Here is a 25,702-nt window from a genome sequence, read left to right as displayed (position 1 = left end):
GATGGAACAGTCTCCCGGCAGCGATGGTCCGGCTCAACGCTACTTCCGAGTGCCATGTCTGGCACCTTGGTAGTACAGGCGCACGCCAAAACCGACAGCGGAAGTCGGTCAGAGGCCCTGCCCGCGCTGCAGGTTGAAGGTCGTCACCGCGACCAGCCCGAACAGGCCGGTCAATCCCAGGCACCACAGCAGGGGGGCCATCGCCAGTTGCTCGTAGAGGGCAAAGCGCACCAGCTCGACCCCATGGGTGAAGGGGTTGTAGGCACTCAGCCGGTACAGCCACGGCCCGGCTTCCTGCATCTTCCACAAGGGGTAGAGTGCCGAGGAGAGGAAGAACAGCGGGAAGATCACGAAGTTCATCACCCCGGCGAAGTTCTCCAACTGGCGGATGGCATTGGCCAGCACCAGCCCCACGGTGCTGAGCATCAGCGCCACCAGCAGCAGCGCCGGCATGGCCGTGGCCAGGCCCCAGGCCGGCGGCCGGATGCCGTACCACCAGGCGATGGCGAGAAAGGCGTAGACCTGTACCAGCGACACCAGCGAGATCGCCAGCACCTTGGAGAGCAGCAGGAAGGGGCGTGACAGCGGGCTCATCAGCAGCACCTTCATGCTGCCCATCTCGCGGTCGTAGACCATCGACAGCGACCCCTGCATGCCGTTGAACAGCAGGATCATGCAGCACAGCCCGGGGGTGATATAGACCTCGTAGGGGATGTAGGTGTCGTAGGGTGCCATGATCGAGATGCCCAGCACGGCGCGAAACCCGGCGGCGAACACCACCAGCCACAAGAGTGGGCGGACCAGCGCGCTGAAGAAGCGCGTGCGCTGCTGGACGAAGCGACGCCATTCGCGACCGCTCACGCCCAGGAAGCAGTGCAGGTAGGCGACGGCGCTCATGACGGCTCCTCCATGACGGCAGCGTTGGACGGGGTGGTAAGGTGCTGGAAGGCATCCTGCAGCGAATGGGTACCGGTATGGGTACACAGGGCCTGGGCGCGGCTGTCGGCAATCACCCGGCCGCTGCACACCACCACCACCGGGTCTTCCGGTGCGATCTCGTCGAGCAGGTGGGTCGTCCACAGGACCGTCATGCCGCGCTCCCGGCACAGAGCGCGGACATGGTCGTTGAGGGCCTGGCGACTGGCGGTGTCCAGGCCAACACTGGCCTCGTCGAGGATCAGCAGGGTAGGGTCGTGGAGCAGGGCACGGGCGATCTCCAGGCGCCGGCGATGGCCGCCATTGAGCCGGCGCACCTTGTCGTCGGCGCGTGCCTCGAGGTGCTGGCGGGCGAGCTCGCGGTCGCTGCGTTCCTGAGCCACGCGCCGGCCCAGGCCGTGCAGCGCGGCATGTTAGAGCAGGTTCTGGCGCACGCTGAGATCCAGGTCCAGGGTCGGCTGCTGGAAAACCACGCCCAGCTGTCGGCGCGCTTCACGCGCACGCCGCGACAGTGAACGACCGGCGACGCGGATCTCGCCACTCCGGCAGCGCAGCAGGCCGGTGATCAGGGCGATGAGGGTGCTCTTGCCGGCGCCGTTGGGGCCGAGCAGGGCGTGAAAGCCGCCCTGCTCCAGAGAGAAACCCACCCGATCGAGCGCTTGGTGAGCCCCATAGCGATGGCTGATGTCGTCAACCTCGAGCATGGGGTGAGCCCGCTTCGTGCGATCGGCGGCGGTGGTCATGGCGCAACGACCACGCCCCAGGGGTAGCGGCCAACCTCGATGGACTTGGTGACCTTGAGGCTGTCGACATCGATCACCGAGACATCCCCGCTGACGCCATTGGTAGTCAACAGCTGGCTCTCGTCCTCGGTCAGCTCCAGCTGCCATACTCGCCGGCCGACCAGCAGGTAATCGAGGACCTCGTAGCTCTGGGCGTCGACGACCGCCACATGGTTGGCCGGCCCGAGCGCCACGAAGGCATAGCGGCCGTCCGAGGTCAGCTCGATGCCCACCGGCTGTACCTTGTCCTGATTGACGCCGCGGATCTTGAAGTCCAGCGTCTGGATCTCCTCCAGCTCGTCCACGTCGATGATGTGAACGGTGCCGCCGATTTCCGCAGAGGCCCAGGCAATCTTGCCGTCCTGGCTGAATTCGACGTGGCGGGGGCGCTGGCCGACCACCATGTTCTTCTTGATCTCGAAACTTTCGGTATCGATCCAGTGCAGCATGCTGGAGGTTTCACTGGTATTGACCGCCCACTTGCCGTCCGGGCTGACCGCCATGCCTTCCGGTTCGACGCCGACGTCGATCTGCGCCAATACTTCCTTGGTCGCGACATCCACCACGGTCACGATGGCGTCGTCCTCGTTGGCAATGAACAGCCAGCGATCGTTGGGATGCAGGGCGAACTGTTCGGGGTCTTCACCCGACGGCAGGGTATCGACGATCTGGCGGGTTTCCAGGTCCATGATCTGCACGGTGTCGTCGTCGCTGGCGCAGATATAGAGCTTGGTATGATCCTTGGACAGCAGGATACCTCGGGGGCGCTGGCCGACCGGGATCGTCTCGACCACTTCCAGGGAGTCGATATCGATCACCGAGATGCTGTTGTCCTTCTCGTTGGAGACATAGGCCAGGCTGGCGAGGGCCGGAGCCGAGAGTCCGAACAGGGCGGCCAGGGCAGTCGCACGGAGAATATTCTTCATGTGAGTTTTCCTTGGGTTGTTCATGCAGTAATGGGAGGTCACTGGCTGCCTATGAGTTGATGCGGCAGTCGCTCTCCGCTTCGTCGTAGCCAAGGGAGTCCAGGTCGGTCACGGGGTGCAGGAAGCCTTCGAACGGCGCGGTGGCAACCAGCCCCTGGGGGTGGACCAGCGGAATTGGCTGGCGGAGCTGGCCGTTCCACGGGCGATAACTGAGCTTGCGGCCCTTGAAGGCGGCCAGTTGGAAGTCGTCGGAGAACAGGAAGTCGCGGATCGGGCCGGCATCCGCGGCATCGAGCTGCGTCACGGCGGTCCCCACGGAGCGCACGCCGGCCCAGGCGGCATAATCGTTACCGTTCATGTGACGGCCGGCCAGCTCGCGGAAGCGGTTCTGCAGCTGGGCGGCCCCCCAGCTCTCGATGACCCGGTGCCAGGCCACCGGCGACATGCCCTGCGTGCCCACCACCGGACGCGGCAGCCAGGTATTGAACGGCACGTACTCGCCGAAGTCGCCCCGCACATCAGCCACCACCACGGCATCGTAGTCGTCCGCCTGGGTGAACAGGGGCAGCTCCTGCGATGCCGTACGCCGCAGATCGGCGTCGAAGGTCCAGGGCTTGTCGGTCACGATCTCCACGCCGAAACGCCGCGTCGAGCGGCGGAAGGCCTCGGCCCAGGCCGTGTCGCTGTCGGTCGGGCCGGTGATCAGGAAGAGCTTCTTCCAGCGCCGCAGGTTGAGCCATTGTGCCAGGCCATCCGTGAGCATCGCGTAGCTCGGCTGGGTGTGCAGGACATGCGGGTGGCACGTTGAAATGCGCAACGCATCGTCCTTGGCGCCGGCATTGAAGAGCAGCGCTTCACCCGCCGTCTTTTCCGCCATGCTGCCCAGCGTGTCGGCCGGAACGCGCAGCACGAACAGGGTGATTCCCTCATCCAGCATCTGCTCGAGGGCTTCCTGTGCCTGGTCCTCGGAATCCACCACCCGCGACGTCAGGGCGTAGTGATGCTCCAGGAATCGGCCGGTGGTGTTGTTGTCCTCGATGGCCAGCTCGGCACCCCGCAGGCCCGCGTCTTCCGGTTCCGGGGTGACGTTGGACAGCACCGGGCCCTGGTCCGGGACCCACTGGATATAGCCGATGGGGATATCCAGTCCGAACGCCGCCAGCGGTGCCGACAGCCACAACGCGAGTAGCATGGCCAGGGGAACTTTCAGGGGAGTGCACATGGGGAGCCTCGCTGTTTGTCGTTATGCTTCGAGCTTAGGGAAGGCGGGAGAAAGCGGAAATATTCAGAAAGTAGCAATACGCCTGTACTAAGGAACTATTTCCTGCGTTCGAGGACCGCCAGCAGGAATAGCGCTGCCACCAACGATGAGGTGAAGGGGGCTACTACCAAGGAACAGGGGCGAAGGCCCGAAAGTGGCATTCAGGGAGCGGGGAAGGGTTTCTAGACTGGGAGCGGAATCGCCCGTCCGCCCATCGATCGCGGTGGATCGGCCCACAGCTATCCAACAGAGGTATTCGGTATGGCAGTTCCTTCTCCACTCAAAGCATGTGTTGCCGCTGGCCTGTTCGGGTGGGCGGCGCTGGTGATGGGCCATGGTAATGTGACCCCACAGGAGGTCGATACCGGCAGTCTCCCCGAGCTGGGCTCCGAGCCGTTGATGGAAAACCCGTTCCGGGCCGGCAACGAGCATGGCGACTACAATGAGGAGGCGATCAAGATCGGTGAAAGCGGGTACTCCGGAAACTGCGCCGCTTGTCATGGTATTCAGGCCCAGTCGGGGGGGCTGACGCCGGACTTGCGCGAACTCGAAGAGTGGGATGACGAATACTTCATCGGTCGTGTGCTGAATGGAACCGACCGGGGTATGCCCTCCTTCAAGAGCAACCTGGACCAGAATGCCATCTGGGCGGTCAAGACGTATATCGAGTCCGTCAAGGAGTGAATAGGCAGTCACTGAAAACGAGGGGGGGAGTGTCATGTTGCTGACTCGGTGGTTCACTGTCTTGGCGCTGGTGCTGAGCGTATCGGTACAGGCCGGCGAGTCGGTCCTCGAGCGGGCACCCGAGCGGCCCTATGACATCGTCATCGAGTCGGGGTACTTGAACGTCGGGGTCTATCGTGACTTTCCTCCCTACTCCTATGAAAAGGAGGGAGAAGCGGTCGGTGTCGACATCGACATCGGCAAGCGGATAGCGGAAGAGTTGGAGGTGGAGTTCCGGGTGCACTGGATCACCCCCGACGAAACCCTGGAAGACGACCTGCGCAACAATATCTGGAAAGGGCATTACCTGGCCAAGCGGCGTATCGCCGATGTCATGCTGCGCGTGCCGTATGACAAGCAATACGCCTACATGCGGGACTCCACCGGCGAGGTGATCAATGATCAGGTCGTGATGTTCGGGCCCTACCAGCAGGAGCGGTGGCAGATCGCCTATGATCCCGGCGATATCGACTCCGTGGGGACGCTGGCCGTATTCCAGTATCACCCCATCGGCGTCGAGATCGACACCCTGCCGGCCACCTACCTGACGTCAGCCTTCGGCGGCCGGTTGCGCGACAATACGCACCACTTCAGCAGCGTCCGCCAGGCCTTCCGGGCCATGGCCGACGGTGACGTGAGCGCGGTCATGGGCATGCGTGCCGAGATCGACCACGAGTTGGGAGCCCATGCCGGCCAGGGTTTCGCTGCGGCAGAGAATGGCTTCCCGGGGATGGGCAAGCAGGCCTGGGATATCGGCATGGCGGTCAAGCACACGCACCGGCAGCTGGGGTATGCGATCGAAGCGATCGTGGATCGCATGGTGCGTGAGGGCGAGATGGCAGACATCTTCGAGCGTCATGGACTGCGTTACGGCATGCCCGCGTTCTATGAGGAGATCCTGGGTGTCGGCGATGAGGAACCATAGCGATGAGACCCTGAAAGCGGCGCTGCTCCTGATTCCCGAATAAGTGCCTGAATACAGGTTTTCAAATGTTGGGGATTTATCAACCATTTGAAAAGAGTGAGTTTCTCGCACATGGAATACGCGAAAACTTTTCATTAGGCACTTGGCGGCGGCAACTCCTCGATCTGCTGGCGATCAATAACCGCAGGTTACTCCTGCGGTTTTTTTATGCCCTTGAGGGTCTTACTACCAAGTGATGAGGGATGTTGTGCGAGAGTTCGATTGTTGCATGAGGGCTTGCCGCCAAGAATTACCCAAGAGGCGGGAAGAGTTCCCGGTTCGTTGCGGAAACGTGAAAACAAGAGAAGTGGGAGCGCAACAATGAGATCGAGTCCAATCAGTAAGCAGTTTGTCGTCAGCGCCCTGGCGCTGGCCGTGTCCTCTGGTGCCTATGCGGTCACCGATGAGGACATCCTGAACGATCACACCACGGCCGATGACGTCGTGAGCTACGGCATGGGGCTGCAGGGCCAGCGCTACAGTACCATCGATACTCTGAACACCGACAACGTCAAATCCCTGCAGCCGGTCTGGGCGTTCTCCTTCGGCGGCGAGAAGATGCGGGGCCAGGAATCCCAGCCCCTGGTCAAGGATGGGGTGATGTACATGACCGCCTCCTATTCGCGCGCCTATGCCATCGATGCCAGGACCGGCGAGGAGATCTGGCAATACGATGCCCGTCTGCCGGATGGCATCATGCCGTGCTGTGACGTGGTCAACCGCGGCGGCGCCCTGTATGGCGATCTGTTCTTCTTCGCCACCCTCGATGCCAAGCTGGTCGCCCTGAACAAGGATACGGGCAAGGTGGTATGGATCAAGAAAGTGGCGGATTACCAGGAAGGGTACTCCATTACCGCTGCCCCGATCATCGTCAAGGGCAAGTTGATCACCGGTGTCTCCGGTGGCGAGTTCGGCATCGTCGGCAAGATCGAGGCGTATGATCCGACCACCGGTGACAAGCTCTGGACCCGCCCCACCGTTGAAGGGCACATGGGCTATGTCTACCAGGATGGCGAAGCCGTCGAGAACGGCATCTCCGGCGGTGAGGCCGGCAAGACCTGGCCGGGCGATATGTGGAAGACAGGTGGTGCGGCAACCTGGCTGGGGGGCACCTACGACCCCGACACCGACACGCTCTTCTTCGGTACCGGTAACCCGGCGCCCTGGAACTCGCACCTGCGCCCGGGGGACAACCTGTTCTCGTCTTCGCGGCTGGCCATCGATCCGGACGACGGCAGCATCAAGTGGCACTTCCAGACCACGCCCAACGACGGCTGGGACTATGACGGCGTCAACGAGCTGATTTCCTTCGACTATGAAGAGAATGGCGGGATCGTCAAGGCGGCCGCCACCGCCGATCGCAACGGCTTCTTCTACGTCCTCGACCGCACCGACGGCAGTTACCTCCATGGTTTCCCGTTCGTCGACGAGATCACCTGGGCCGAGGGACTCGATGAGAATGGGCGGCCGATCTATGCCGAGGGCGGACGGCCTGGCAACCCGGCTGATACGGAAGGCGACAAGGGCGAGCCCGTGCTGGCCCAGCCGGCCTTCCTCGGTGGCAAGAACTGGATGCCCATGGCCTATAGCCAGGATACCGGCCTGTTCTATGTGCCCTCCAACGAGTGGGCCATGGATATCTGGAACGAGCCGGTCTCCTACAAGAAGGGCGCGGCCTATCTCGGCGCCGGTTTCACCATCAAGCCGGTCAACGATGACTACATCGGCGTCCTCCGCGCCATCGATCCCAGGACCGGCGAGGAAGTCTGGCGCTATGAAAACACGGCTCCGCTGTGGGGCGGGGTGATGACCACGGCGGGCAACCTGGTGTTTACCGGCACGCCCGAGGGCTACCTGAAGGCGTTCGATGCGCAGACCGGTGAGGAGCTGTATCGCTTCAACACCGGCTCCGGGGTCGTCGGCACGCCTATCACCTGGACCATGGACGGGGAGCAGTACGTCTCCGTGGCATCGGGCTGGGGTGGTGCGGTGCCGCTGTGGGGTGGCGAGGTGGCCAGGGTCGTCAAGGACTTCAACCAGGGCGGCATGTTGTGGACCTTCAAGCTGCCCAGCGAGCAGTAAGGTAACCCAAGGGGGCCCGGCGACTCGGCAAGCCGTCGGGCACTTCCCGAAGACTACGACCAAAGGCCCCCGTCGTTACCCCCCATAGCAGCATGGGCCGCCAGCCAGATTTCGCTAGGCTCTTACACAGGTTCGGTCAACGACTACGACGCATCGCCGACCGCCGAATCACCAGAGATATCCAAACAGAGCAGGAGTGCACGTCATGATCTACGCCAACCCCGGTAGTTCTGGATCGGTCGTTTCCTTCGAGAAACGCTACGGCAACTATATCGGCGGCGAGTTCGTCGCCCCGGTGAAGGGCCAGTATTTCGACAACATCAGTCCGGTCAACGGCGGGGTGATCTGCGAGATCCCGCGCTCCACCGCCGAGGATATCGAGCTGGCGCTGGACGCCGCGCACGCCGCCGCTCCCGCCTGGGGCAAGACCTCCGCCACCGAGCGCTCCAACCTCCTGCTGAAGATCGCCGATCGCATCGAGGCCAACCTCGAGGCGCTCGCCGTGGCCGAGACCTGGGACAACGGCAAGGCGGTGCGCGAGACGCTCAACGCCGACATCCCGCTGGCGGTCGATCACTTCCGCTACTTCGCCGGCTGCATTCGCGCCCAGGAGGGCACGGCCGCCGATATCGACGCCAACACCGTGGCCTACCACTTCCACGAGCCGCTGGGGGTGGTGGGGCAGATCATTCCCTGGAACTTCCCGCTGCTGATGGCCGTCTGGAAGCTGGCCCCGGCGCTGGCCGCCGGCAACTGTGTGGTGCTCAAACCCGCCGAACAGACCCCGGCGTCGATCCTCAAGCTGATGGAACTGGTCGGCGACCTGCTGCCGCCCGGGGTGGTCAATGTCGTCAACGGCTATGGCGCCGAGGCGGGCCAGGCCCTGGCCACCAGCCAGCGTATCGCCAAGATCGCCTTCACCGGCTCCACCCCGGTGGGCGCGCACATCCTCAAGTGCGCCGCCGAGAACATCATCCCCTCCACCGTGGAACTGGGCGGCAAGTCGCCGAACATCTACTTCGCCGACATCATGAACGCCGAGCCGGAGTTCATCGACAAGGCGGTGGAAGGCCTGGTGCTGGCCTTCTTCAACCAGGGTGAGGTGTGCACCTGCCCGTCGCGGGCGCTGATCCAGGAGAGCATGTACGACGACTTCATGGCCAAGGTCATGGAGCGCACCCTGGCGATCAAGCGCGGCAACCCGCTGGATACCGACGTCCAGGTCGGCGCCCAGGCCTCCCAGGAACAGTTCGACAAGATCATGTCCTACATGGACATCGCCCGCGAGGAGGGGGCGGAATTCCTGGCCGGCGGCGACAAGGAGAGCTTCGATCCGGCCTTCGAGAAGGGCTTCTACATCCAGCCGACCCTGCTCAAGGGCCACAACCAGATGCGCGTCTTCCAGGAGGAGATCTTCGGTCCGGTGGTCGCCGTGACCACCTTCAAGGACGAGGCCGAGGCGCTGGCCATCGCCAACGACACCGAGTTCGGCCTCGGCGCCGGGGTGTGGAGCCGCGACATGAACGTTGCCTTTCGCATGGGGCGTGGCATCCAGGCCGGCCGCGTCTGGACCAACTGCTACCACCAGTATCCGGCGCACGCCGCCTTCGGTGGCTACAAGAAGTCCGGTGTCGGCCGCGAGACCCACAAGGTGGCCCTCGAGCACTACCAGCAGACCAAGAACCTGCTGGTCAGCTACGACATCAATCCGCTGGGCTTCTTCTGAGGCCGTGGCCATGACGCCGTGAAGGCTCTCTCGTAAGGCAAGCCGTGTGGTGTAAGCGGTGAGAAGCTTGGGGCGCGACGCAAATCGCGCCCCTTTTTTCACTGCTCCAGCTTCTGACCGTGATCCCGAGGGACACCATGATATTTCCGCTCCGACGCTTGCTGTCCATGAGGCGGCATTCCTCCGGTCGTACGCTGAGAGTGCACTCCCTTTCACCCTCTGCACTTCCTTCCACCCTTTGTATATAGAGCACCTGACAACATCACCAACCGGCAGCCGGATGGGCTGCTCCGAGAGGAGATTCGAGATGGACAAGACGATGAAAGCCGCCGTGGTACGGAAATTCGGAGACCCCCTGGCCATCGAGGAAGTCGAGGTGCCACGCCCCGGTCCGGGCGAGGTGCTGGTCAAGGTCGCCGCCTCCGGGGTCTGTCATACTGACCTGCATGCCGCTCACGGCGACTGGCCGGTCAAGCCCAATCCGCCCTTCATTCCCGGGCATGAGGGGGTCGGTCACGTGGCCGCCGTGGGCGCGGGGGTCAAGCACGTCAAGGAGGGCGATCGAGTCGGTGTGCCCTGGCTGCACTCCGCCTGCGGCCACTGCGAGCACTGCCTGGGGGGCTGGGAGACCCTGTGCGAGACCCAGCAGAACACTGGCTATTCGGTGAACGGCGGCTTCGCCGATTACACCCTGGCCGTCGCCGACTACGCCGGCCACCTGCCTGATAGTGTCGGTTTCGCCGAGATCGCACCGGTGCTGTGCGCGGGCGTCACCGTCTACAAGGGGCTCAAGGTGACCGATACCCGCCCCGGCCAGTGGGTGGTGATCTCGGGGATCGGCGGACTGGGGCACATGGCGGTGCAGTACGCCAGGGCCATGGGGCTCAACGTGGCCGCGGTCGACATCGACGACGCCAAGCTGGCGCTGGCCGAGCGGCTGGGGGCCAGCGTCACCGTCAATGCGGCCAAGACCGACCCGGTCGCCTACCTGAAGAAGGCGATCGGCGGTGCCCATGGGGTGCTGGTGACCGCGGTGTCGCCCAAGGCCTTCGAGCAGGCCCAGGGCATGGTGCGCCGCGGCGGCACCATCTCGCTCAATGGCCTGCCGCCCGGTGATTTCCCGCTGCCGATCTTCGAAACCGTGCTCAACGGCATCACCGTGCGCGGTTCGATCGTCGGCACGCGCCAGGATCTCCAGGAGGCGCTGGACTTTGCCGGTGAGGGCAAGGTCAAGGCGACGGTGGCCACCGATCGCCTGGAGAACATCAACGAGGTGTTCAAGAGGATGCTCGACGGCCAGATCGAGGGTCGTATCGTGCTCGACATGGCGGGCTGAACGCCGACCGGCGAAGACCCGCGGGGCGCGACCTTGGTCGCGCCCCGTGTCGTTGCGGTCACCGGCCTCGGCGCTACCGAAGCCCCATCGCGTCCCGGTAGCGTGTTCTGCTAGCTCCCCGATAATCCCAGCACCCTGGCCTCCTGCCGTCGTCGTTGCCTGAGGTCCCACAGGGTGGCGGCGGCCAGCAGTACGAAGCCGGCCAGCTCGACCGAGGCGTGATAGTCGATGAACAGCGCGTAGAGGATGGTGGCGCCGCCCGCCGTCGCCAGCAGCGTCGGGCCGACGGCGTGATGGCGCCGGATGCCGGCGGCCAGCGTCGCCAGGGTCAGCAGCACGAAGGCGGCGATGGCGAGGGCCCAGGCCCCCTCGTCGAGGGCCAGGCTGATGCCCAGCAACGGCAGCAGGCCGACCAGCGCCAGGGTGCCGTAGCAGCTCAGCAGCGCCAGGCACAGGGCCGCGATGCCGAGCAGCCCGCGGCGGCGCAGCAGCAGCAACCAGCGCCTGGGGTCGAGCCGCCGCCACCACTGCCGCAGGCGCGAAGGTGCCAACTCCCCGCGGCGCATGCCGATCTCGACCGAGTGCGCGCCGAAGCCGGCGGCGACCTCGCGGGTCTGGGCGCTGGGGCTCAGGGCGAAGTAGTCGTGGCTGCCCACCACCTCGACTTCCTCGAAGCCGGCCTCCTCGAACAGGGCTATCAGTTCCTCCTTCACCGTGGCCCCGACCACGCACTCGACCCACAGGCGCGGGTCCTCGTGGCAATCCACCGACACCGGGCGGTGGATCACCACGTCGGCCAACTGCACGCGCCCCCCGGGCTTGAGCACACGGAACATCTCGGCCACGGCGCGGCGCTTGTCCGGCACCAGGTTGAGGGCGCCGTTGCTGGTGATGCTGTCGACGCTGGCATCGGCCAGTGGTAGCCATTCCGCCGAGCCCTGGACCACGTGAAGGTTGTCGATATCCTCGGCCGTGCGCTTGAGCTTGCGGGTCATGGCCGAGGTGAGATCCAGGGCGATGATCCGGCCATCGCGCCCGGCGAGCCGGCCGGCGATCAGCGAATCGTTGCCGGCGCCGGCACCGAGGTCGAGCACCCGGTCGCCGGGGCGAATGGCCCCGGCCCGGAAGGGGTAGCCGACGCCGGCGAAGGAAGCCAGTAGTGGCGGCGGAAGACCGGCCAGCTGCTCCTCGGGGTAGCCCAGCGCCCGGCAGGCCGAGCCACCGACCGGGAAGTGGAAGGGGGAGTCCGGCGTGTCGGCCACTGCACTGTACATGCCCTGGACGGCATCGCTGATCTGCCGGGGTGAGTACCCGAGTATGGCTACCATGGGAGGGTCTCCTCACGGGTCAGGACATCCGCCTAGTCGTCGAACTGGTCGAGCAGATCGCGGATACGGTGGCGCAGGCGCGTCGGGGCCTTCACCGTGCCGGTGGCTTCCACCCTGGCCCGGAGTCGTTTCTCGAATTCAGCGCGTGTGAAGCAGTCGCGGCACCGGCTCAGGTGTCGCTCGATATCGGCCGCCTGCAGGTGATCCAGCTCCCGGTCGAGATAGTCGAAGAGCCGCTCGATGACCTCCTCGCAGCTCGGCTCTCTGGTGCTCATGATCGCTGCCCTCCCTGTCCCGGGTGGCAGGAGGTCACGCCGGCTTCCCTGGCCTGCTCCCAGAGCGCCTTCTGCAGCCGGGCACGCGCCCGGCTCAGCCGCGAACGGACCGTGCCCAGCGGAATCCCGAGCAGGCGCGACACCTCCTCATACGTATAGCCCTGCACCTCGACCAGCACAATCGCCACCCGGAAGGGGGCGGGGAGGGCATCCAGGGCGCGTTGCAGGTCTTCCTGCAGCAGGCTGTTGAAGAACTGCTCCTCCAGGCTGCCCCACCAGAGCAGGAAGGGCTGATGCAGTTGTTGGAAGAGGGTGAAGTCGCCGGCGTCGAGGTCGTCCGGGGACGGCGGCTCGGTGCCGCTCGGGGGCCGGGGGCGGCTCTGCCGCCGACGCCACTCGCTGATGAAGGTATTGGTGAGGATATGGAACAGCCAGGCGTCGAAGCGCGACGGGTCGCGCAGCTCGTCGAGGCGCCGCCAGGCCTTGCCCACCGCATCGGCGACAATGTCCTCGGCATCGTCCGGGTCGCGGGTCAGGCGCAGGGCCGTGCCGTAGAGCCGGTCGAGGAGCGGCTCCAGGCGAGCTTCGAACCACTGCCGCGTATCGGCATGGCGATCGCTCATGGTCGGCCTCGTCTCCTCCGCGGCCTGGGTGGGGCACCATGGCAGCGAGGGCAGGGTGACTGGATGGGCGAGGGGCATAAGGAGCTCCTTCGAGCATGGGCCGCCCGGCTGGCGTGGGCAAGTGGTACGACAAGGACGCGGCAAGCGGCGCGATGGTTCCCGGCGGATGCCACCGGTGGGGATGGGAACAATTGCAGTGGTGCCCGCGTCCTCTGCGAACACGGCACCCGTGCCGTGCCCCTCACATGCACACTCGAGAGGAGCATGATCATGCACAACACGCTCACTACCACTGCCATCACCCTGGGGCTCGTCCTGGCCGCCGCCGGCGGCGCCCTGCAGGCCGACACCTACCAGGGCGACGGGCACCTGATCGGCACCCCCGACGCGCTCGAGTGGGGGCCGGTGGGTTCCATGGGCGAGGGCGCGGAAATTGCCATCATCGAGGGCAACCTGGCTGAGGAGGAGCCCTTCACCCTGCGTATCCGTCTCGATGACGGCTACGAGATCAAGCCCCACGTCCACCCGGCCTATGAGCGGGTCACGGTGCTCGAGGGCACCCTGCACTTCGCCCATGGCGAGAGCTTCGATCCCGACGCCACCCAGGCGCTGCCGGTGGGCGGCTACGCCATCATGTCGCCGGGAGATCCCATGTTCGGCTACGCCGAGGGCGAGACCGTCATCCAGCTCCACGGCACGGGGCCCTGGGGCATCGAGTACCTAGACCCGGCGGATGACCCACGCAACTGACCGACCCGTTGCCATGATCCCTCTTGTGCCGCACGTCGCGTCGACGTTGCGGCACTCTCTGCCAGACTTCCGGCCTGTTAGGATGGCGATACAGGCTGTCCGAACGGGAGGAGTCCGCCATGTGGATGCAGCAGGAACTGCGACTGACGCCGCGCTCGCGCGGCTTTCACCTGATCACCGACGAGGTCGTCGACGGTCTGCCCGGGTTGCGGGAGGTGTCGACGGGGCTGCTGCACCTGCAGCTGCTGCACACCTCGGCGTCGCTGACGCTCAACGAGAATGCCGACCCGGACGTGCGCCACGACCTGGATGCCTTCCTGCGCGAGCGGATTCCCGGCGACCTGCCGTATTTCCGCCATACCCTGGAGGGCCCCGACGACATGCCGGCCCATATCTGCGCCAGCCTGCTCGGTACCCAGTTGACCCTGGCGGTGCGCGGCGGCCGCCTGGTGCTGGGGACCTGGCAGGGCCTCTGGCTCGGCGAGCATCGCGACCGGGGCGGTGCGCGGCGGCTGATCGCCACCTTGCAAGGCGAATGATCGGCGAGGCCTGAACGACAAGAGGGGGCGACGCGCACGTCGCCCCCTCTTGTCGCTGTGACGTCAGGTAGAGGGCAGGCCCCTCGTGTGAAGAGGAATATCCTTCCCCTGTGCTCGCGGCGGCTCAGCAGCGGGCAGTGTGAGGATCCGGGCCATGGGCTAAGGTAATCGATAGAGCGTGTAAGCGATTATCATCACCACCTTTTCAGGTATAGGGCAGGCACGATGGACAAGCGAAAGATCCTCATTCCGATGGACGGTTCGGACGTCAGCCGCAGGATTCTTCTGCCGGTGTGTGAATTCTTCAGCCCCGATAGCTATGAGATTCTCCTGTTGCGGGCCGCCCGGGTGCCCTCCAGCCAGTTCGACTTGAGCAACATCACCTCTCGGCCGATGATCCTGGGGCCCTATGGTGTCGTGACGACATTGGATCAGGAAGCGGATCCTCATCCCATCTTCCGGGACACGGAATGGAGCTCCTTCGAGGAGAAGCTTCGTCGTGAATTGGAGGATGACATCACTGACCTGAGATCGAAGGGGTACGACGTCTCGGTCGCCATCCACTTCGGCAAGCCGGCCGAGGAAATCGTGGAACTCGCCAAACTGCAGCATGTGGCGCTGGTGGCCATGGCGAGCCACGGACGTGCTGGCGTGAAGCGGTTGCTTGAAGGCAGCGTGACCGAGGATGTCCTGCACCACCTTTCGATCCCCATGATGATCATCAATGTCGCCGAGGCTTGAGATCAGCAATGGTGGATGAGGGCCTGCTGCCTGTACACGGCGACGCCTGAGCGTCGCCGTGGGGCATCATGCACCCAAGCGGTGCGGGGGCCGGAGAGGACGCCCGCTCACCGGCAATTGCCTTGTTCATGACGATAGCCGGTGAGCCCCCGCTGCGCTTGTTGGAGATCGGGTGTCAGGCCACAGGGGCGAGCGCTCAGGGCCGCATCACCATCTTCGCCTCGGTGAGCCGCTTGACCACACTCTTGAAGCTGTTCTTGAGGATCACCGTCTCGCCGCTGGTCAGGGTGACCACGGCCACCGGCTCGTGGCGCGGCTCGTTTTCCGCCTCGATCTCGGGACGAATCTGCGCGATCTGGTCGAGATGCAGCAGCAGGACGTACTCTTCCTCGGTGGTGGGATAGTCGGTGATGACCTCGATGAATCGGTGACTCATAGTCGTTTCGCTCCATGAGCGGTAGGTGGCTCTCAGTCTAGTCGAGGCCTGGCAGTGTCTCGTGCGATGCTGCCAATCAGTCGCCGATGAAGATACCTTACTGTGTCCCAGCCAGATCACGCCCTGGGTGTGGTCGGAGAGGACGCCTGGTCACAGGCAGTTGCCTCGTCCCTGACGACAGACGGCGACGCCCGGGGGCGTCGCCGTTATCGCAGGAGGGAACGAACCGCGGCTCAGGCCTGGGTGGCCTCGACGGGTGGTTCGCCCACGGCGCCGGGCATGGCCTGAACGTTGCCGCCCTCGTCGGTCAACGCCAGGAAGTGCAGGTGGCGCTCGTACTCCGAGAGCACGTCACCGATCACCTGGCCGCGGGTATAACCGTTGAGGTCCTGGCCGGTGCCGCCCTCGGCCAGGTAGACGTCCAGCCGCACATAGTAGTCGTCATCCACCGGCAGGAAGCTCGGCGTACGCAGGCGGTGCGGGCAGACCTGATAGACGAAGCTGGCGGCATTCTCCAGTTGCACCTGCAGGGTCAGGCTCGGCAGCGGCTCGCCCTCGAGCGGCTCCTCGGTCACCGTGGCCTCCTGGCCGCGGCTCTCCAGCTCCTGGGCGAACTGCGTCAGCGCCGGGCGGATGGCGTGCTCGATGGTGGCGGCGGCGCCGGCCCGGGTCGAGGTGTCCAGGGCGCGGTCGAGGCGCTCGCGCCAGTCGCCGCCCGGGGCGGTGCCGGAGACGCGACGACGGGCATCGGCCTTGCGACCCTCCAGCTTCAGTGCCTTGTACATGCCGACCATGATCGCGAAGATCACCAGCGAGAAGGGCAGGGCGGTGATCACCACGGCGCTCTGCAGGGCGGCCAGGCCGCCGGCCATCAGCAGGGCGACGGTGATCAGGCCGATCACCACCGACCAGAAGATGCGCAGGCGTACCGGGGCGTCGTGGTTCACGTCGGACAGGATCGAGGTGAAGTTGGCCAGCACCAGGGCACCGGAGTCCGCCGAGGTGACGAAGAAGACGATGCCCAGCACCGTGACCACGGCGGCGGTGAGTCCGACCCAGGGGTAGTGCTCGAGCAGGGTGTACATGGTGGTCTGCGGCGTGTTCAGCGCCTGTTCGCCGAGCTCGACGATACCCTGATTGGCGACCAGGTCGATGCCGCTGTTACCGAACACCGACATCCACACCATCATGAAGGCCAGCGGAATGAACAGGGCACCGGCGACGAACTCGCGGATGGTGCGCCCACGGGATATGCGCGCCAGGAACAGGCCGACGAAGGGCGTCCAGGCGATCCACCAGCCCCAGAAGAAGATCGTCCACCACATCTTCCACTCGTTGGCCGCGTCGCCGGCGAAGGCGTAGGTGTCGAAGCTCTTGGCCACGAAGCCCGAGAAGTAGTCGCCGGCATTGTTCACCACCATGTCGAGCAGCTTCAGGGTGTGGCCCTGGAAGAGCACGAACAGCAGCAGCGCCAGTGCCAGCAGCATGTTGAACTCGGAGAGGCGGCGGATGCCCTTCTCCACGCCGCTGACCACCGAGATCGTCGCCAGCACTACCACCAGGGCGATCAGGATGACCTGCACCGAGAGGCTTTCCGGCACGTCGAACATGTAGGCGAGGCCGTAGTTGAGCTGCATCACGCCGATGCCCAGGCTGGTGGCGATGCCGAATACCGTGGAGATCACCGCGGTGATGTCCACGGCATTGCCGATGGGGCCGTGGATGCGCTTGCCGAGCAGGGGATAGAGGGCGCTGCGGATGGCCAGCGGCAGGCGATGACGATAGCTGAAGTAGGCCAGGGCCATGCCCATCAGCACGTAGAGTCCCCAGCCGGAGAGCCCCCAGTGCATGAAGGTCTGGACCACGGCGGCGCGCATCGCCTCCTGGCTCTCCGGGGTCATGTCCGGCGGCGCCAGGTAGTGGGCCACCGGCTCGGCGACGCTGAAGAACAGCAGGTCGATGCCGATGCCGGCGGCGAACAGCATCGCCGACCAGGAGAGCAGCGAGAATTCCGGCCGCGAGTGGTCGGGGCCGAGGCGGATGCTGCCGAAGCGCGAGGCGCCGATGGCGATCACGAAGACCAGGTAGGCCACGACCGCCAGCATGTAGTACCAGCCGAAGGTCTCGCTGACCCAGGCCAGGCCGGCATCGAAGAAGGCACCGGCCTGCTCGGTGAAGAGCATGGTCAGTACGAGGAAGACCAGGATGCCGGCAACCGAACCGTGGAACACGGCCGGATTGAGACGATCCCGTCGTTCGGGGTGGGTAATGTCATGCGCCATGGGGCTGACTCCCTGAATGTTGTTGATGTCGTGTCTCACGCCGTCGGGCAACGGGTGGGCAGGGCTGTCGTGCGGGCGTTCGAAGGTGCTGGAACGTTATTTTGATTGAACGCACAATCAAAATAACGTCAATCGGTACGCCTTGGCTAGCCCCGGACCCTCGAATGTCGCCGCTGGACATGAGACGGGATGAATGGTCGGCATAATGATTTTTATTGATTGATCGTTCAAATAAAATACGCGCTTCTGCTGTCGGCTGCAACCCTGCGTTGGAGGCAGGGTGGCAGCCGGCCCGGGGAGTGCCAGGCTGCTGGTGGTCGTGGCGATCCTCTACAACACAATTTCCCCGGCATCGTCTTCTGGCTGCCGGGCGTGTCATACAACTGGCGGCGTCGGCACACGAAAAGGCCCGACACGGAGGTCGGGCCGGGGCGAACGCAGGAAGCGCCGGGCAGGTCAGTCGTTGCGGTCCTCATCCTTTTCAGCGTGCTTGTCGTCACCCCAGTGATGGTCGTGGTGGTAATGGCCGTGGCGCTTGCCATGGGCCTTTCCGCCGTGCGGCTTCAAGGCGGCCTTGAGCTCCTCGAGCTGCTCATCGCTGAGCAGTTCGGCCAGACTGGCCTGGTGCTGTTCACGCATTTCCCGCATGGCGGTGCGACGCTCTTCCCGGGAGTCGAAGTCCCGGCCACGTAGCGCCTCGAGGTCGGCGTAGATCGACTCGCGGGCCTCGCGCAGGGCCTCGCGCTCCTCGTCGCTGAGCTCCCAGCCGTCGACCAGCGCCTCGAGGCGCTCCTGCATGGCGGCGCGACGGCTCTCGCGCCACTCGCTGCGATGCTCCTCGCGCATCTCGCGGCGCGCCTCCGCGAGGGCCTCGCGCTGCTCCTCGTCGAGGATTCCATCGAGGCGCTCACGGTGCTCCCGGTGCAGCTCGCGCATGGCCTGACGGTGTTCGTTGTGGGCTTCTTCCAGGGCCTCGCGGGTGGCCTCGTCGAGGCCGGCGCGCTCGAACAGCGCCTGGCGCTTGGCCTCGCGCTGTTCCTGGTACTGCTCGTACCCGGCCGGGCGCCCTTCACCTTGGGGGCCGGCGGTGGCGGAAAGCGCCAGCGGGGCGATGGCGACGGCGAGCAGGGCGGGCAGCAGCAGCTTGCGGGAGAGGGAGATGTTCATGGTGGCACTCCTGGAAGGGCTTGAGTTGACAATGGCAGTCTCGCCCGCCGCCGTGCAAGGGGCATGCAGCGAAGGTGCAAAGGCCGTGCATCGGCCGCCCGGGGCCGGGCGGCCGGCTACTCCTCCGGCTGGTACTTGTAGCCCACGCCATAGACCGAGCGAATGATCTCCCGCTCCGGCCATACCTCGCCGATCTTCTTGCGCAGCTTCTTGATGTGGCTGTCCACGGTGCGCTCGGAGACGATGCGGTGGTCGCGGTACATGTGATCCATCAACTGGTCGCGGGAGAAGATCCGGCCGGGGGCGTGCATCATCACCCGCAGCAGCTGGAACTCCACCGCGGTCAGGCCCAGGTCCTGGCCGTCGGCCAGTGCCCGCCAGCCATCGTCGTCAAGCACCAGGTCACTGCCGGTCGTGGTGGCGGGGGCCAGGGCCGCCCGGCTGCGGCGCAGCACCGCCTTGACCCTGGCCACGACTTCCCGCGGGCTGAAGGGCTTGCAGATGTAGTCGTCGGCGCCGAGTTCGAGGCCCAGCAGGCGGTCCACCTCCTCGACCCGTGCGGTGAGCATGATCACCGGCAGCCGCGGCCAGCGCTGGCGGATCTCGCGGCACAGGGTCAGGCCGTCGGTGCCCGGCAGCATCAGGTCGAGCAACACCAGGTCGGGTGCTGCGTTGTCCTCCCTGGCGTGTTCGAGCCAGGGCAGCACCGCATCGCCATGGTCGAGGTGCCGGGTGGCGAAGCCGTTGCCCTCCAGGTAGTCGGCCACCAGCCGGGCGATCTTGGGCTCGTCCTCGACGATCAGGATGGTGTCCGGTGGGGTGTCGTGGTGGTTCATGCATGTTTCTCCCTGAATCCCGGGGCGTCGAGTGCCGGAAACTCCAGTATCCAGCATAACCCACCGAGCGACGATGGCGAGGCCATCATGCGTCCGCCATGGGCCTTGACCAGCGCGGTGGCGATGGAGAGCCCCAGACCGCTGCCGCCGCTGGCGCGGCTGCGCGAGCCTTCGACCCGGTAGAGTCGCTCGGTCAGCCGCGGCAGTTCCGGTGGCGGTACGCCCGGTGCGCTGTCCTCCCAGGTCACCCGGACCCTGTCCGTCAGTGGCTGCACGCTCACCCGGAGCCGGCCGGGGGCGTGCGTGTAGGCGCAGGTGTTGTCGAGCAGGTTGTTCCACAATTGGCGCAGGCGCTGGATGTCGCCGCGGATCCAGGCCTTGCCGGAGATCTCGGTCTCGAGGGTGATCCCGCTGTCGTCGAGCCAGCCGCGGGCGTCCTCCAGCCGGCTTGCGAGGCTCTCGGCCAGATCCAGCGGGGCGAGCTGGACCTCGAGGGCGCCGGCGTCGCTCTGGGAGAGCAGCCGCAGGTCGGCCACCAGGCGCTCGAGCTGGCCCACCTCCTGGGAGAGGGAGTGAAGGTTGTCCTGGTCCAGGGCTCGGATGCCGTCCTGCATCGCCTCGATCTCGCCACGCAGCACGGCGAGCGGGGTGCGCAGCTCGTGGGCGATGTCGGAGACCCAGCGGGAGCGCGCCGCGCGGCTGGCCTCCAGGGTGCCGGCCAGGACGTTGAAGTCGTGGGCCAGCCGCGAGAGCTCGTCGCGGCCCCGCTCGGGCAGGCGGATGCTGTAGTCGCCCTCGGTGAGGCGCCGGGTGGCCAGCGCCATGCTGCGGGTGCGCCGGCCGAGCCACCAGGAGAGACCACCGGCCAGCAGCAGCGAGGCGATGCCCAGGGAGCCGACAATGATCGCCAGGTTGCGCTGCTGACGCGCCAGGAAGATGCGGTCCATGCGCGCCATCAGCTGCTCGGGGGGACGATAGCCCAGGGTGCCGACCCGCTCGCCGTCGTATTCGATGGGCAGCCAGCGTAGTTCGGGGGGTGGCTCATGCTCGTCGGGCGGCGCCGGGGGCAGGCCGATCACCGGCAGGCCGCGGGCGTCGTGGAGCACGAAGTTACTGGCATCGCCCAGGCGGCGCTCGAAGCCCTGGGGCGGCGGCCCTTCGCCCGGCCATAGCTGCTGACGGACCAGCCGGTGCCAGGCGGAGGGAGATGCGCGCAGCCACTGCCAGTCGCCGCGCCGGGCCCACTCCTCACCGAGGCCCTCGGCCAGGGTCTCGGCGCGGTTGGTCTGGGTGGTGTCGAGGTATTCGATGAAGCCGCGGTCGAGGCTGCGTGACACCGCCAGGAAGACCAGCACCGAGATGACCACGTTGACCACCAGGATGATCACGAACAGCTTGATGCCCAGGCGGGACACGGCGGGACGGGGGAGGCGGGGGCTCATGGGCGACTCGAGACGGAAGAACGGAGACCACAGCATCGCCGAGGGCGATGCAGCCATTGGTCAGGTACTGTGCAAGCAAGGTGCAAGCGCCGGCAAGCAGGGGCCGGCCAACCTCAGGGCGCGGTGTCGCCGACGATCAGCGTGGTGGGCAGCAGGGTCGACTCGGAGGGCGCCAGGCCGAGGATCATGCGCGCGGCGATGCGGCCCTTCTCGACGCTGTCCTGGCGCACCGTGGTCAACCGCGGGGCCCGGTACTGGCCCTCGGCAATGCCGTCGAAGCCGGTGAGGCGCAGGTCCTCGGGGATGCGCAGGCCGCGCTGCTCGGCCAGGGTGAGGGCGGTGAGGGCGATGCGATCCGACATGCACAGCAGTAGGTCGGGTCGCTCGTCGTCGGGCAGGTCGAGGATCTCCTCGAGCACCGGGGCACACACCTCGAAGGTATTCTCCTCGATATTCCACATGGGCGCGTCCGAGGGTGTGAAACCCCGTTCCTCGAGGGCCCGATGGAAACCTGCCAATCGTGAACGGGTGATGCTGCTCTCGGGAGGGAGCAGGGTGTGCTCCTCGGTGATGCGGCCATTGCAGGGCTCGGCGGTGAGCCGGAGACTGACGAGCGCCGGCCGGCGCGCCGGGGTGCGCAGGGCATACCGGGCGATCATGTAGCTGGCCGGTTCGTTGTCGATATGCACGGTGGGGTAGCCTGCAGGGCTGAAGTCGATGGCCACCAGGGGGCGCTGGGCGGGCAGGTCGGCCGAGACCATCAGGCTCGGCGGCATCAGACCGTAGGCGATGAAGCCGTCGGCAATGCTCGCCGAGCCGGGCACTTGGGAGACGTGCTGGCGACCCGAGAGCAGCAGCAGGGTATGGCCATGGGCATCCAGCACTTCGGCGATGCCGGACAGCAGTTCGCTGGCCACTGGATCGTTGATGCTGTAGGTGAGGCTCTCGGCGAGCACCACCGCGATGATCCGTGAGCGGCCGGTACGCAGGCTGCGCGCCTTGGCATCGGGACCCCGGTAGCCTAGCCGCTTGGCCTCGCCGAGGATGCGCTCGCGCAGGGCCGGCGAGAGCTGGTCGGGGCGATTGAAGGCGTTGGAGATGGTCGCCGTGGAGACACCGAGCTCGCGCGCCAGGTCCTTGAGGGTGGTACGGCGTGGGGGGGACACAGGACGACTCGGCTCCGGGTGGTTAGCTTTAACGATTTAGTTAGCAGCCTAGCATAGCGTATCGAGGGGCGAGGGGCCAGTCGGTCGGACGGCGCCGAGGCAGCCGCCGACCGCTGGTGGCTCAGGTGATGGCCAGCCAGGTCGCCTGGCCGGGTTCGAGGCCCAGCTCACGGCCCTCCAGCTGCGGCGTGGCCATGCCCGGCAGCGCCAGGCTCGACCAGCCATTGGCGCCGGGCACCAGGTCGTCGAGCCGCACCCGTGCCGCAACGGCCCCCTCTTGGCCGAGATGGGCCAGGCACAGCAGGCGTTGTTCGCCCGACTGGCGTACCACTCCGAAGACGTCTTCGGGTAGCGCCTCGGGGGCGATCAATTGCTGCTCGCCCTGGCGCAGGGTATCGCTGTCGGCGCGCAGCTTCAGCAGCTGGCGTACCCGATTCAGCAGGCTGTCGGGCGCCTGGTCCTGGCGTTCCACGGCCAGGGGCCGGTGGCGCGCGAAGACCGGTAGCCAGGGGGGCACGCCCTCCGGGCAGAAGCCGCCGTTCGGTGCATCCTCCCAGACCATCGGCGTCCGGCAGCCATCGCGGCCCTTGACCTCGGGCCAGAGGTTGATGCCGAAGGGGTCCTGGAGGTCCTCATAGGCCAGTTCGGCCTCGGGCAGGCCGAGCTCCTCGCCCTGGTAGAGGCACAGGCTACCGCGCAGCGAGCAGAGCACGGTCAGTGCCAGCAGGGCGCGCTCCTCGCCCCAGCTGGTGGCGCTGCGCTCGACGTCGTGGTTGGAGAGTGCCCAGCACGGCCAGGTGTCCTCGCCGAGCTCCCGGAAGCGCGCCAGCACGTCGTGCAGCTCGGCGGCGTCGCCCGTGGAGCCCAGCAGGTCGAAGGTGTAGGCCATATGCAATCGCGACTCACCCTGAGTATAGGCGGCCATGGTCGGCAGCTGGTCGTTGCCGGCGATCTCGCCCACGGTGGTGGAGCCCGGGTACTCGTCGAGCAGGGCACGGATGCGCTCCAGGTAGGGCAGGTTCTCCGGCTGCTCGATGTTGTGCTGCTGGAACTGGTAGCTCTGGGGGTTGCCGGGCTGTACCCGTTCGCGGGGCATGGGCGGGTTGTCGGTCAGCGCGGGGTCGTGGAAATAGTAGTTGACCACGTCGAAGCGGAAGCCGTCGACGCCGAGCTCCAGCCAGAAGCGCAGGTTGTCGAGCTGGGCCTGCTGCACCTCGGGGTTATGGAAGTTGAGGTCCGGCTGGCTGGGCAGGAAGTTGTGCAGGTAGTACTGGCGGCGCCGGGCGTCGAAGGTCCAGGCGCGGCCGCTGAAGGCGGCCATCCAGTTGTTGGGCGGGGTGCCGTCGGGCCTGGGGTCGGCCCAGACGTACCAGTCGGCCTTGGGGTTGGTGCGGTCCTGGCGGCTCTCCTGAAACCAGGGGTGCTGGTCGGAGCTGTGGGAGAGCACCTGGTCGATGATCACCCGCAGGCCCAGTTCATGGGCGCGCTCGACCAGCGCACGGAAGTCATCCAGGGTGCCGAACATGGGGTCGACATCGCAATAGTCGGCCACGTCGTAGCCGAAGTCGTCCATCGGCGAGGTGAAGAAGGGCGACAGCCAGATGGCATCGACATTGAGGCTCGCCACATGGTCGAGCCGTGCGGTGATGCCCTTGAGATCGCCGATGCCGTCACCGTTGGCATCCAGGAAGCTGCGCGGGTAGATCTGGTAGATAGTGGCGCCGCGCCACCAGTCGGTTCGGTCGTTCGGGCGTTGCTGGGACAGGGTCATGAATACCTCCCGAAGTGGCGGAGGGCCTGGTGGCCCTCCCTGGGTCGTGGGTGAGCGGGAAGCCGGCTTACCAGCGGCGGCTGAGGCGGCGCAGCTCGCCCTCGAGCTGCTGCACGGCGGCTTCGCCGTCGAGGTCACCGGAGAGCACCGAGTGGACGCGGTTGAAGAAGGCGTTGGAGACCCGCGCGTAGGCGTCGCCGGTCACCGTGGCGGGACGCGACACGCCGCCCACCAGGGTCTCGTAGAGCTCACTCATGGAGGGGTTGCTGGCCAGTACCTCCTCGTCCTGATAGAGCGCCTCGATGGTCGGGTTCATGCCCATCTGGATGGCGTGTGCCTTCTGCTGCTCCTTCGAGGTGATGAAGGCGACCAGGTCCGCGGCCAGCTCGGGGTGTTCGGAGTAGCGCGACACGGCCCAGTTCCAGCCGCCCAGGGTGGCGACCGACTCGCCCTCCGGGCCATGGGGGAGCGGCGCCATGCCGACCTTGCCGGCCACCTCGCTGTCCTCGCCGTTGGCCAGCGACCAGACATAGGGCCAGTTGCGCAGGAACAGCGCGTTGCCGGACTGGAAGATCCCGCGGGTCTCCTCTTCGGTATGGTTGAGGGCGCCCTCGGGGGAGATGTCGCCGACCCAGCTGGCGGCCAGGTCCAGCGCGGCGGCGGCGCGTGGGTTGTTGATGGTGACGTTGCCTTCGTCGTCGACGATGGTGCCGCCGCCGTGGCTCGCCACCCACTCCAGGGCGTTGGTGGTCAGGCCCTCGTAGGCGCGGCCCTGGAAGCTGAAGCCCCAGAAATCGTCGTTGCCGGCCGCGCGCTCGGCGGCCTGGACCTCGCGGGCGATCTCGGTCAGCTGCTGCCAGGTCTCGGGGACCTCGTGCCCGTATTTTTCCAGCAGGTCCTTGCGGTAATAGAGCAGCCCGGCATCGGTGAACCAGGGCATGGCCACCAGGCGGCCGTCGACGGTGTTGTTGTCGACCAGCGCCGGGAAGAAGCCGTCGGTGGCGTCCTCGGGCAGGTACTCGGAGAGGTCCACCATGTGGTCATCGAGCATGCCGGGCCAGACGATATCGATCATCAGCACGTCGATATCGCTGGACTCGCTGCCCAGCAGCTGCTGGTAGAGCGACAGCTTCTCGGTGGCACTGTTGGGGGTGGAGACGACCTGAACGGTGTTGCCGGTCTTCTCGGCCCACTGCTCGGCGGCGATCGGGCAGTAGTCGGCGGCATCGCCGGTGCCGCAGGCGATGGAGATCTCCTCCGCCAGGACATGGGGAGCGGCCAGGAAGGTGCCCCCCAGCAGTGCCGCCCCGGTGGCCGTCTTGAGCAGGCGATGGCCGGCACGCTGGTGGGGGATCGAAACGTGAGTCATGGGAGGTTCTCCGTGATTGTCGTTGTGGAGGTCGATGTCAGTCAGGACTTAAACGTTTAAGTCTGCTGCAGACTAGTCGCCCATCTTCGACAGGGGCAACCTAGACCTTGGTTTGAGAAGTCGCCGCGAAGGCTGAAGCGATTCAGGGCATCCCGGTCGACGTCGCGCCTGTGGATCGATGGCAAAGCGCCATGGCGATGCCAGGGGCCTGCAACGACAGGTTCTCCGGCTGGGTCTTGTC

Annotated in this window: 22 protein-coding genes and 1 pseudogene; 8 read left to right on the top strand and 15 right to left on the bottom strand. The window is 66.0% G+C overall.

Going from position 1 to position 25,702, the window contains the following annotated elements; all coding sequences use genetic code 11:
• Window positions 1-108: 108 nt before the first annotated feature.
• The 4 genes and pseudogenes from MKP05_RS04880 to MKP05_RS04865 form a co-directional block, all read right to left on the bottom strand.
• The gene (locus MKP05_RS04880; protein WP_240567290.1) at window positions 109-897 is read right to left on the bottom strand and encodes an ABC transporter permease; all 789 of its coding nucleotides are present in this window, start codon (window positions 895-897) and stop codon (window positions 109-111) included.
• A pseudogene (locus MKP05_RS04875) lies at window positions 894-1,640 on the bottom strand (ABC transporter ATP-binding protein). The gene MKP05_RS04880 and the pseudogene MKP05_RS04875 overlap by 4 nt, the downstream one beginning before the upstream one ends.
• Window positions 1,641-1,675: 35 nt before the next feature.
• On the bottom strand, window positions 1,676-2,644 hold the full coding sequence (locus MKP05_RS04870) for a YVTN family beta-propeller repeat protein (protein WP_240567289.1): 969 nt from the start codon (window positions 2,642-2,644) through the stop codon (window positions 1,676-1,678).
• A 49-nt stretch (window positions 2,645-2,693) separates the two neighbouring features.
• Complete coding sequence (locus MKP05_RS04865) at window positions 2,694-3,866, bottom strand: ABC transporter substrate-binding protein (protein ID WP_240567288.1); 1,173 nt, start codon at window positions 3,864-3,866, stop codon at window positions 2,694-2,696.
• A 300-nt stretch (window positions 3,867-4,166) separates the two neighbouring features.
• Here MKP05_RS04865 and pedF point away from each other — a divergent pair, with 300 nt between their 5' ends.
• From pedF to adhP, 5 genes are all read left to right on the top strand, one after another.
• Window positions 4,167-4,589, top strand: a complete 423-nt coding sequence (gene pedF / locus MKP05_RS04860) for a cytochrome c-550 PedF (RefSeq protein ID WP_240567287.1) — start codon at window positions 4,167-4,169, stop codon at window positions 4,587-4,589.
• Window positions 4,590-4,623: 34 nt separating this feature from the next.
• Window positions 4,624-5,553: a substrate-binding periplasmic protein gene (locus MKP05_RS04855; protein ID WP_240567286.1), complete on the top strand. Its 930-nt coding sequence runs from the start codon at window positions 4,624-4,626 to the stop codon at window positions 5,551-5,553.
• A 360-nt stretch (window positions 5,554-5,913) separates the two neighbouring features.
• Complete coding sequence (locus MKP05_RS04850; protein WP_240567285.1) at window positions 5,914-7,674, top strand: PQQ-dependent methanol/ethanol family dehydrogenase; 1,761 nt, start codon at window positions 5,914-5,916, stop codon at window positions 7,672-7,674.
• Between the two features lie 205 nt (window positions 7,675-7,879).
• Window positions 7,880-9,400 carry an acetaldehyde dehydrogenase ExaC gene (gene exaC / locus MKP05_RS04845; RefSeq protein WP_240567284.1) on the top strand — a complete coding sequence of 507 codons (1,521 nt, stop codon included), beginning with the start codon at window positions 7,880-7,882 and terminating at the stop codon, window positions 9,398-9,400.
• 307 nt (window positions 9,401-9,707) lie between these two features.
• A complete protein-coding gene (adhP, locus tag MKP05_RS04840) occupies window positions 9,708-10,736 on the top strand; it encodes an alcohol dehydrogenase AdhP (protein WP_240567283.1) in 1,029 nt (342 codons plus the stop codon).
• A gap of 110 nt (window positions 10,737-10,846) precedes the next feature.
• Here adhP and MKP05_RS04835 read toward each other — a convergent pair whose 3' ends face one another.
• Genes MKP05_RS04835 through MKP05_RS04825 form a run of 3 tightly spaced genes read right to left on the bottom strand, consistent with a single transcriptional unit; the run spans window position 10,847 to window position 12,962 of the window.
• The gene (locus MKP05_RS04835) at window positions 10,847-12,064 is read right to left on the bottom strand and encodes a MerC family mercury resistance protein (protein ID WP_240567282.1); all 1,218 of its coding nucleotides are present in this window, start codon (window positions 12,062-12,064) and stop codon (window positions 10,847-10,849) included.
• 32 nt (window positions 12,065-12,096) lie between these two features.
• Window positions 12,097-12,339, bottom strand: coding sequence for an anti-sigma factor family protein (locus MKP05_RS04830; protein WP_240567281.1), 243 nt, complete (start codon window positions 12,337-12,339; stop codon window positions 12,097-12,099).
• Complete coding sequence (locus MKP05_RS04825; protein ID WP_240567280.1) at window positions 12,336-12,962, bottom strand: RNA polymerase sigma factor; 627 nt, start codon at window positions 12,960-12,962, stop codon at window positions 12,336-12,338. Before MKP05_RS04825 ends, MKP05_RS04830 begins: the two co-directional genes overlap by 4 nt.
• Before the next feature lie 270 nt (window positions 12,963-13,232).
• Here MKP05_RS04825 and MKP05_RS04820 point away from each other — a divergent pair, with 270 nt between their 5' ends.
• The 3 genes from MKP05_RS04820 to MKP05_RS04810 all read left to right on the top strand — a co-directional run bounded on the left by MKP05_RS04820 (window position 13,233) and on the right by MKP05_RS04810 (window position 14,992).
• Window positions 13,233-13,712 (top strand): cupin domain-containing protein, encoded by a 480-nt coding sequence (locus MKP05_RS04820; protein ID WP_240567279.1) that lies wholly within the window; start codon window positions 13,233-13,235, stop codon window positions 13,710-13,712.
• 119 nt (window positions 13,713-13,831) lie between these two features.
• Window positions 13,832-14,251, top strand: a complete 420-nt coding sequence (locus MKP05_RS04815) for a secondary thiamine-phosphate synthase enzyme YjbQ (protein ID WP_240567278.1) — start codon at window positions 13,832-13,834, stop codon at window positions 14,249-14,251.
• Between the two features lie 225 nt (window positions 14,252-14,476).
• Window positions 14,477-14,992 (top strand): universal stress protein, encoded by a 516-nt coding sequence (locus tag MKP05_RS04810; RefSeq protein WP_240567277.1) that lies wholly within the window; start codon window positions 14,477-14,479, stop codon window positions 14,990-14,992.
• Between the two features lie 196 nt (window positions 14,993-15,188).
• Here MKP05_RS04810 and MKP05_RS04805 read toward each other — a convergent pair whose 3' ends face one another.
• The 8 genes from MKP05_RS04805 to MKP05_RS04770 form a co-directional block, all read right to left on the bottom strand.
• Window positions 15,189-15,428, bottom strand: a complete 240-nt coding sequence (locus MKP05_RS04805; RefSeq protein ID WP_240567276.1) for a hypothetical protein — start codon at window positions 15,426-15,428, stop codon at window positions 15,189-15,191.
• A gap of 233 nt (window positions 15,429-15,661) precedes the next feature.
• Window positions 15,662-17,710, bottom strand: coding sequence for a choline BCCT transporter BetT (betT, locus tag MKP05_RS04800; protein ID WP_240567275.1), 2,049 nt, complete (start codon window positions 17,708-17,710; stop codon window positions 15,662-15,664).
• Between the two features lie 456 nt (window positions 17,711-18,166).
• Window positions 18,167-18,877, bottom strand: a complete 711-nt coding sequence (locus tag MKP05_RS04795) for a type 2 periplasmic-binding domain-containing protein (protein WP_240567274.1) — start codon at window positions 18,875-18,877, stop codon at window positions 18,167-18,169.
• 116 nt (window positions 18,878-18,993) lie between these two features.
• The gene (locus MKP05_RS04790; protein WP_110282300.1) at window positions 18,994-19,713 is read right to left on the bottom strand and encodes a response regulator; all 720 of its coding nucleotides are present in this window, start codon (window positions 19,711-19,713) and stop codon (window positions 18,994-18,996) included.
• Window positions 19,710-21,155, bottom strand: a complete 1,446-nt coding sequence (locus tag MKP05_RS04785; RefSeq protein WP_240567273.1) for an ATP-binding protein — start codon at window positions 21,153-21,155, stop codon at window positions 19,710-19,712. Before MKP05_RS04785 ends, MKP05_RS04790 begins: the two co-directional genes overlap by 4 nt.
• A gap of 113 nt (window positions 21,156-21,268) precedes the next feature.
• Window positions 21,269-22,321, bottom strand: coding sequence for a LacI family DNA-binding transcriptional regulator (locus MKP05_RS04780; protein ID WP_110282298.1), 1,053 nt, complete (start codon window positions 22,319-22,321; stop codon window positions 21,269-21,271).
• Between the two features lie 121 nt (window positions 22,322-22,442).
• Window positions 22,443-24,092 (bottom strand): alpha-amylase family glycosyl hydrolase, encoded by a 1,650-nt coding sequence (locus tag MKP05_RS04775; protein ID WP_240567272.1) that lies wholly within the window; start codon window positions 24,090-24,092, stop codon window positions 22,443-22,445.
• Window positions 24,093-24,159: 67 nt separating this feature from the next.
• Entirely contained in the window at window positions 24,160-25,419 is a 1,260-nt protein-coding gene (locus MKP05_RS04770) for an ABC transporter substrate-binding protein (RefSeq protein WP_373681009.1), read from the bottom strand.
• Window positions 25,420-25,702 lie beyond the last annotated feature (283 nt).

The sequence above is a fragment of the Halomonas flagellata genome, from assembly GCF_022487945.1.
GTDB classification, from domain to species: domain Bacteria; phylum Pseudomonadota; class Gammaproteobacteria; order Pseudomonadales; family Halomonadaceae; genus Halomonas; species Halomonas flagellata.
The sequence above is the reverse complement of the archived record's forward strand: the minus strand, read 5'-3'. Positions and strand labels throughout refer to the sequence as shown.

Excerpts from the sequence above, each read along its gene's own strand:
- pedF (WP_240567287.1), top strand. The coding sequence starts at position 4,167 with ATGGCAGTTCCTTCTCCACTCAAAGCATGTGTTGCCGCTGGCCTGTTC.
- MKP05_RS04870 (WP_240567289.1), bottom strand. The coding sequence starts at position 2,644 with ATGAAGAATATTCTCCGTGCGACTGCCCTGGCCGCCCTGTTCGGACTC.
- MKP05_RS04805 (WP_240567276.1), bottom strand. The coding sequence starts at position 15,428 with ATGAGTCACCGATTCATCGAGGTCATCACCGACTATCCCACCACCGAG.
- MKP05_RS04835 (WP_240567282.1), bottom strand. The coding sequence starts at position 12,064 with ATGGTAGCCATACTCGGGTACTCACCCCGGCAGATCAGCGATGCCGTC.
- MKP05_RS04850 (WP_240567285.1), top strand. The coding sequence starts at position 5,914 with ATGAGATCGAGTCCAATCAGTAAGCAGTTTGTCGTCAGCGCCCTGGCG.
- MKP05_RS04855 (WP_240567286.1), top strand. The coding sequence starts at position 4,624 with ATGTTGCTGACTCGGTGGTTCACTGTCTTGGCGCTGGTGCTGAGCGTA.
- MKP05_RS04815 (WP_240567278.1), top strand. The coding sequence starts at position 13,832 with ATGTGGATGCAGCAGGAACTGCGACTGACGCCGCGCTCGCGCGGCTTT.
- betT (WP_240567275.1), bottom strand. The coding sequence starts at position 17,710 with ATGGCGCATGACATTACCCACCCCGAACGACGGGATCGTCTCAATCCG.
- MKP05_RS04775 (WP_240567272.1), bottom strand. The coding sequence starts at position 24,092 with ATGACCCTGTCCCAGCAACGCCCGAACGACCGAACCGACTGGTGGCGC.
- MKP05_RS04865 (WP_240567288.1), bottom strand. The coding sequence starts at position 3,866 with ATGTGCACTCCCCTGAAAGTTCCCCTGGCCATGCTACTCGCGTTGTGG.
- adhP (WP_240567283.1), top strand. The coding sequence starts at position 9,708 with ATGGACAAGACGATGAAAGCCGCCGTGGTACGGAAATTCGGAGACCCC.
- MKP05_RS04820 (WP_240567279.1), top strand. The coding sequence starts at position 13,233 with ATGCACAACACGCTCACTACCACTGCCATCACCCTGGGGCTCGTCCTG.
- MKP05_RS04830 (WP_240567281.1), bottom strand. The coding sequence starts at position 12,339 with ATGAGCACCAGAGAGCCGAGCTGCGAGGAGGTCATCGAGCGGCTCTTC.
- MKP05_RS04795 (WP_240567274.1), bottom strand. The coding sequence starts at position 18,877 with ATGAACATCTCCCTCTCCCGCAAGCTGCTGCTGCCCGCCCTGCTCGCC.
- MKP05_RS04880 (WP_240567290.1), bottom strand. The coding sequence starts at position 897 with ATGAGCGCCGTCGCCTACCTGCACTGCTTCCTGGGCGTGAGCGGTCGC.
- MKP05_RS04790 (WP_110282300.1), bottom strand. The coding sequence starts at position 19,713 with ATGAACCACCACGACACCCCACCGGACACCATCCTGATCGTCGAGGAC.
- exaC (WP_240567284.1), top strand. The coding sequence starts at position 7,880 with ATGATCTACGCCAACCCCGGTAGTTCTGGATCGGTCGTTTCCTTCGAG.
- MKP05_RS04810 (WP_240567277.1), top strand. The coding sequence starts at position 14,477 with ATGGACAAGCGAAAGATCCTCATTCCGATGGACGGTTCGGACGTCAGC.
- MKP05_RS04825 (WP_240567280.1), bottom strand. The coding sequence starts at position 12,962 with ATGAGCGATCGCCATGCCGATACGCGGCAGTGGTTCGAAGCTCGCCTG.
- MKP05_RS04785 (WP_240567273.1), bottom strand. The coding sequence starts at position 21,155 with ATGAGCCCCCGCCTCCCCCGTCCCGCCGTGTCCCGCCTGGGCATCAAG.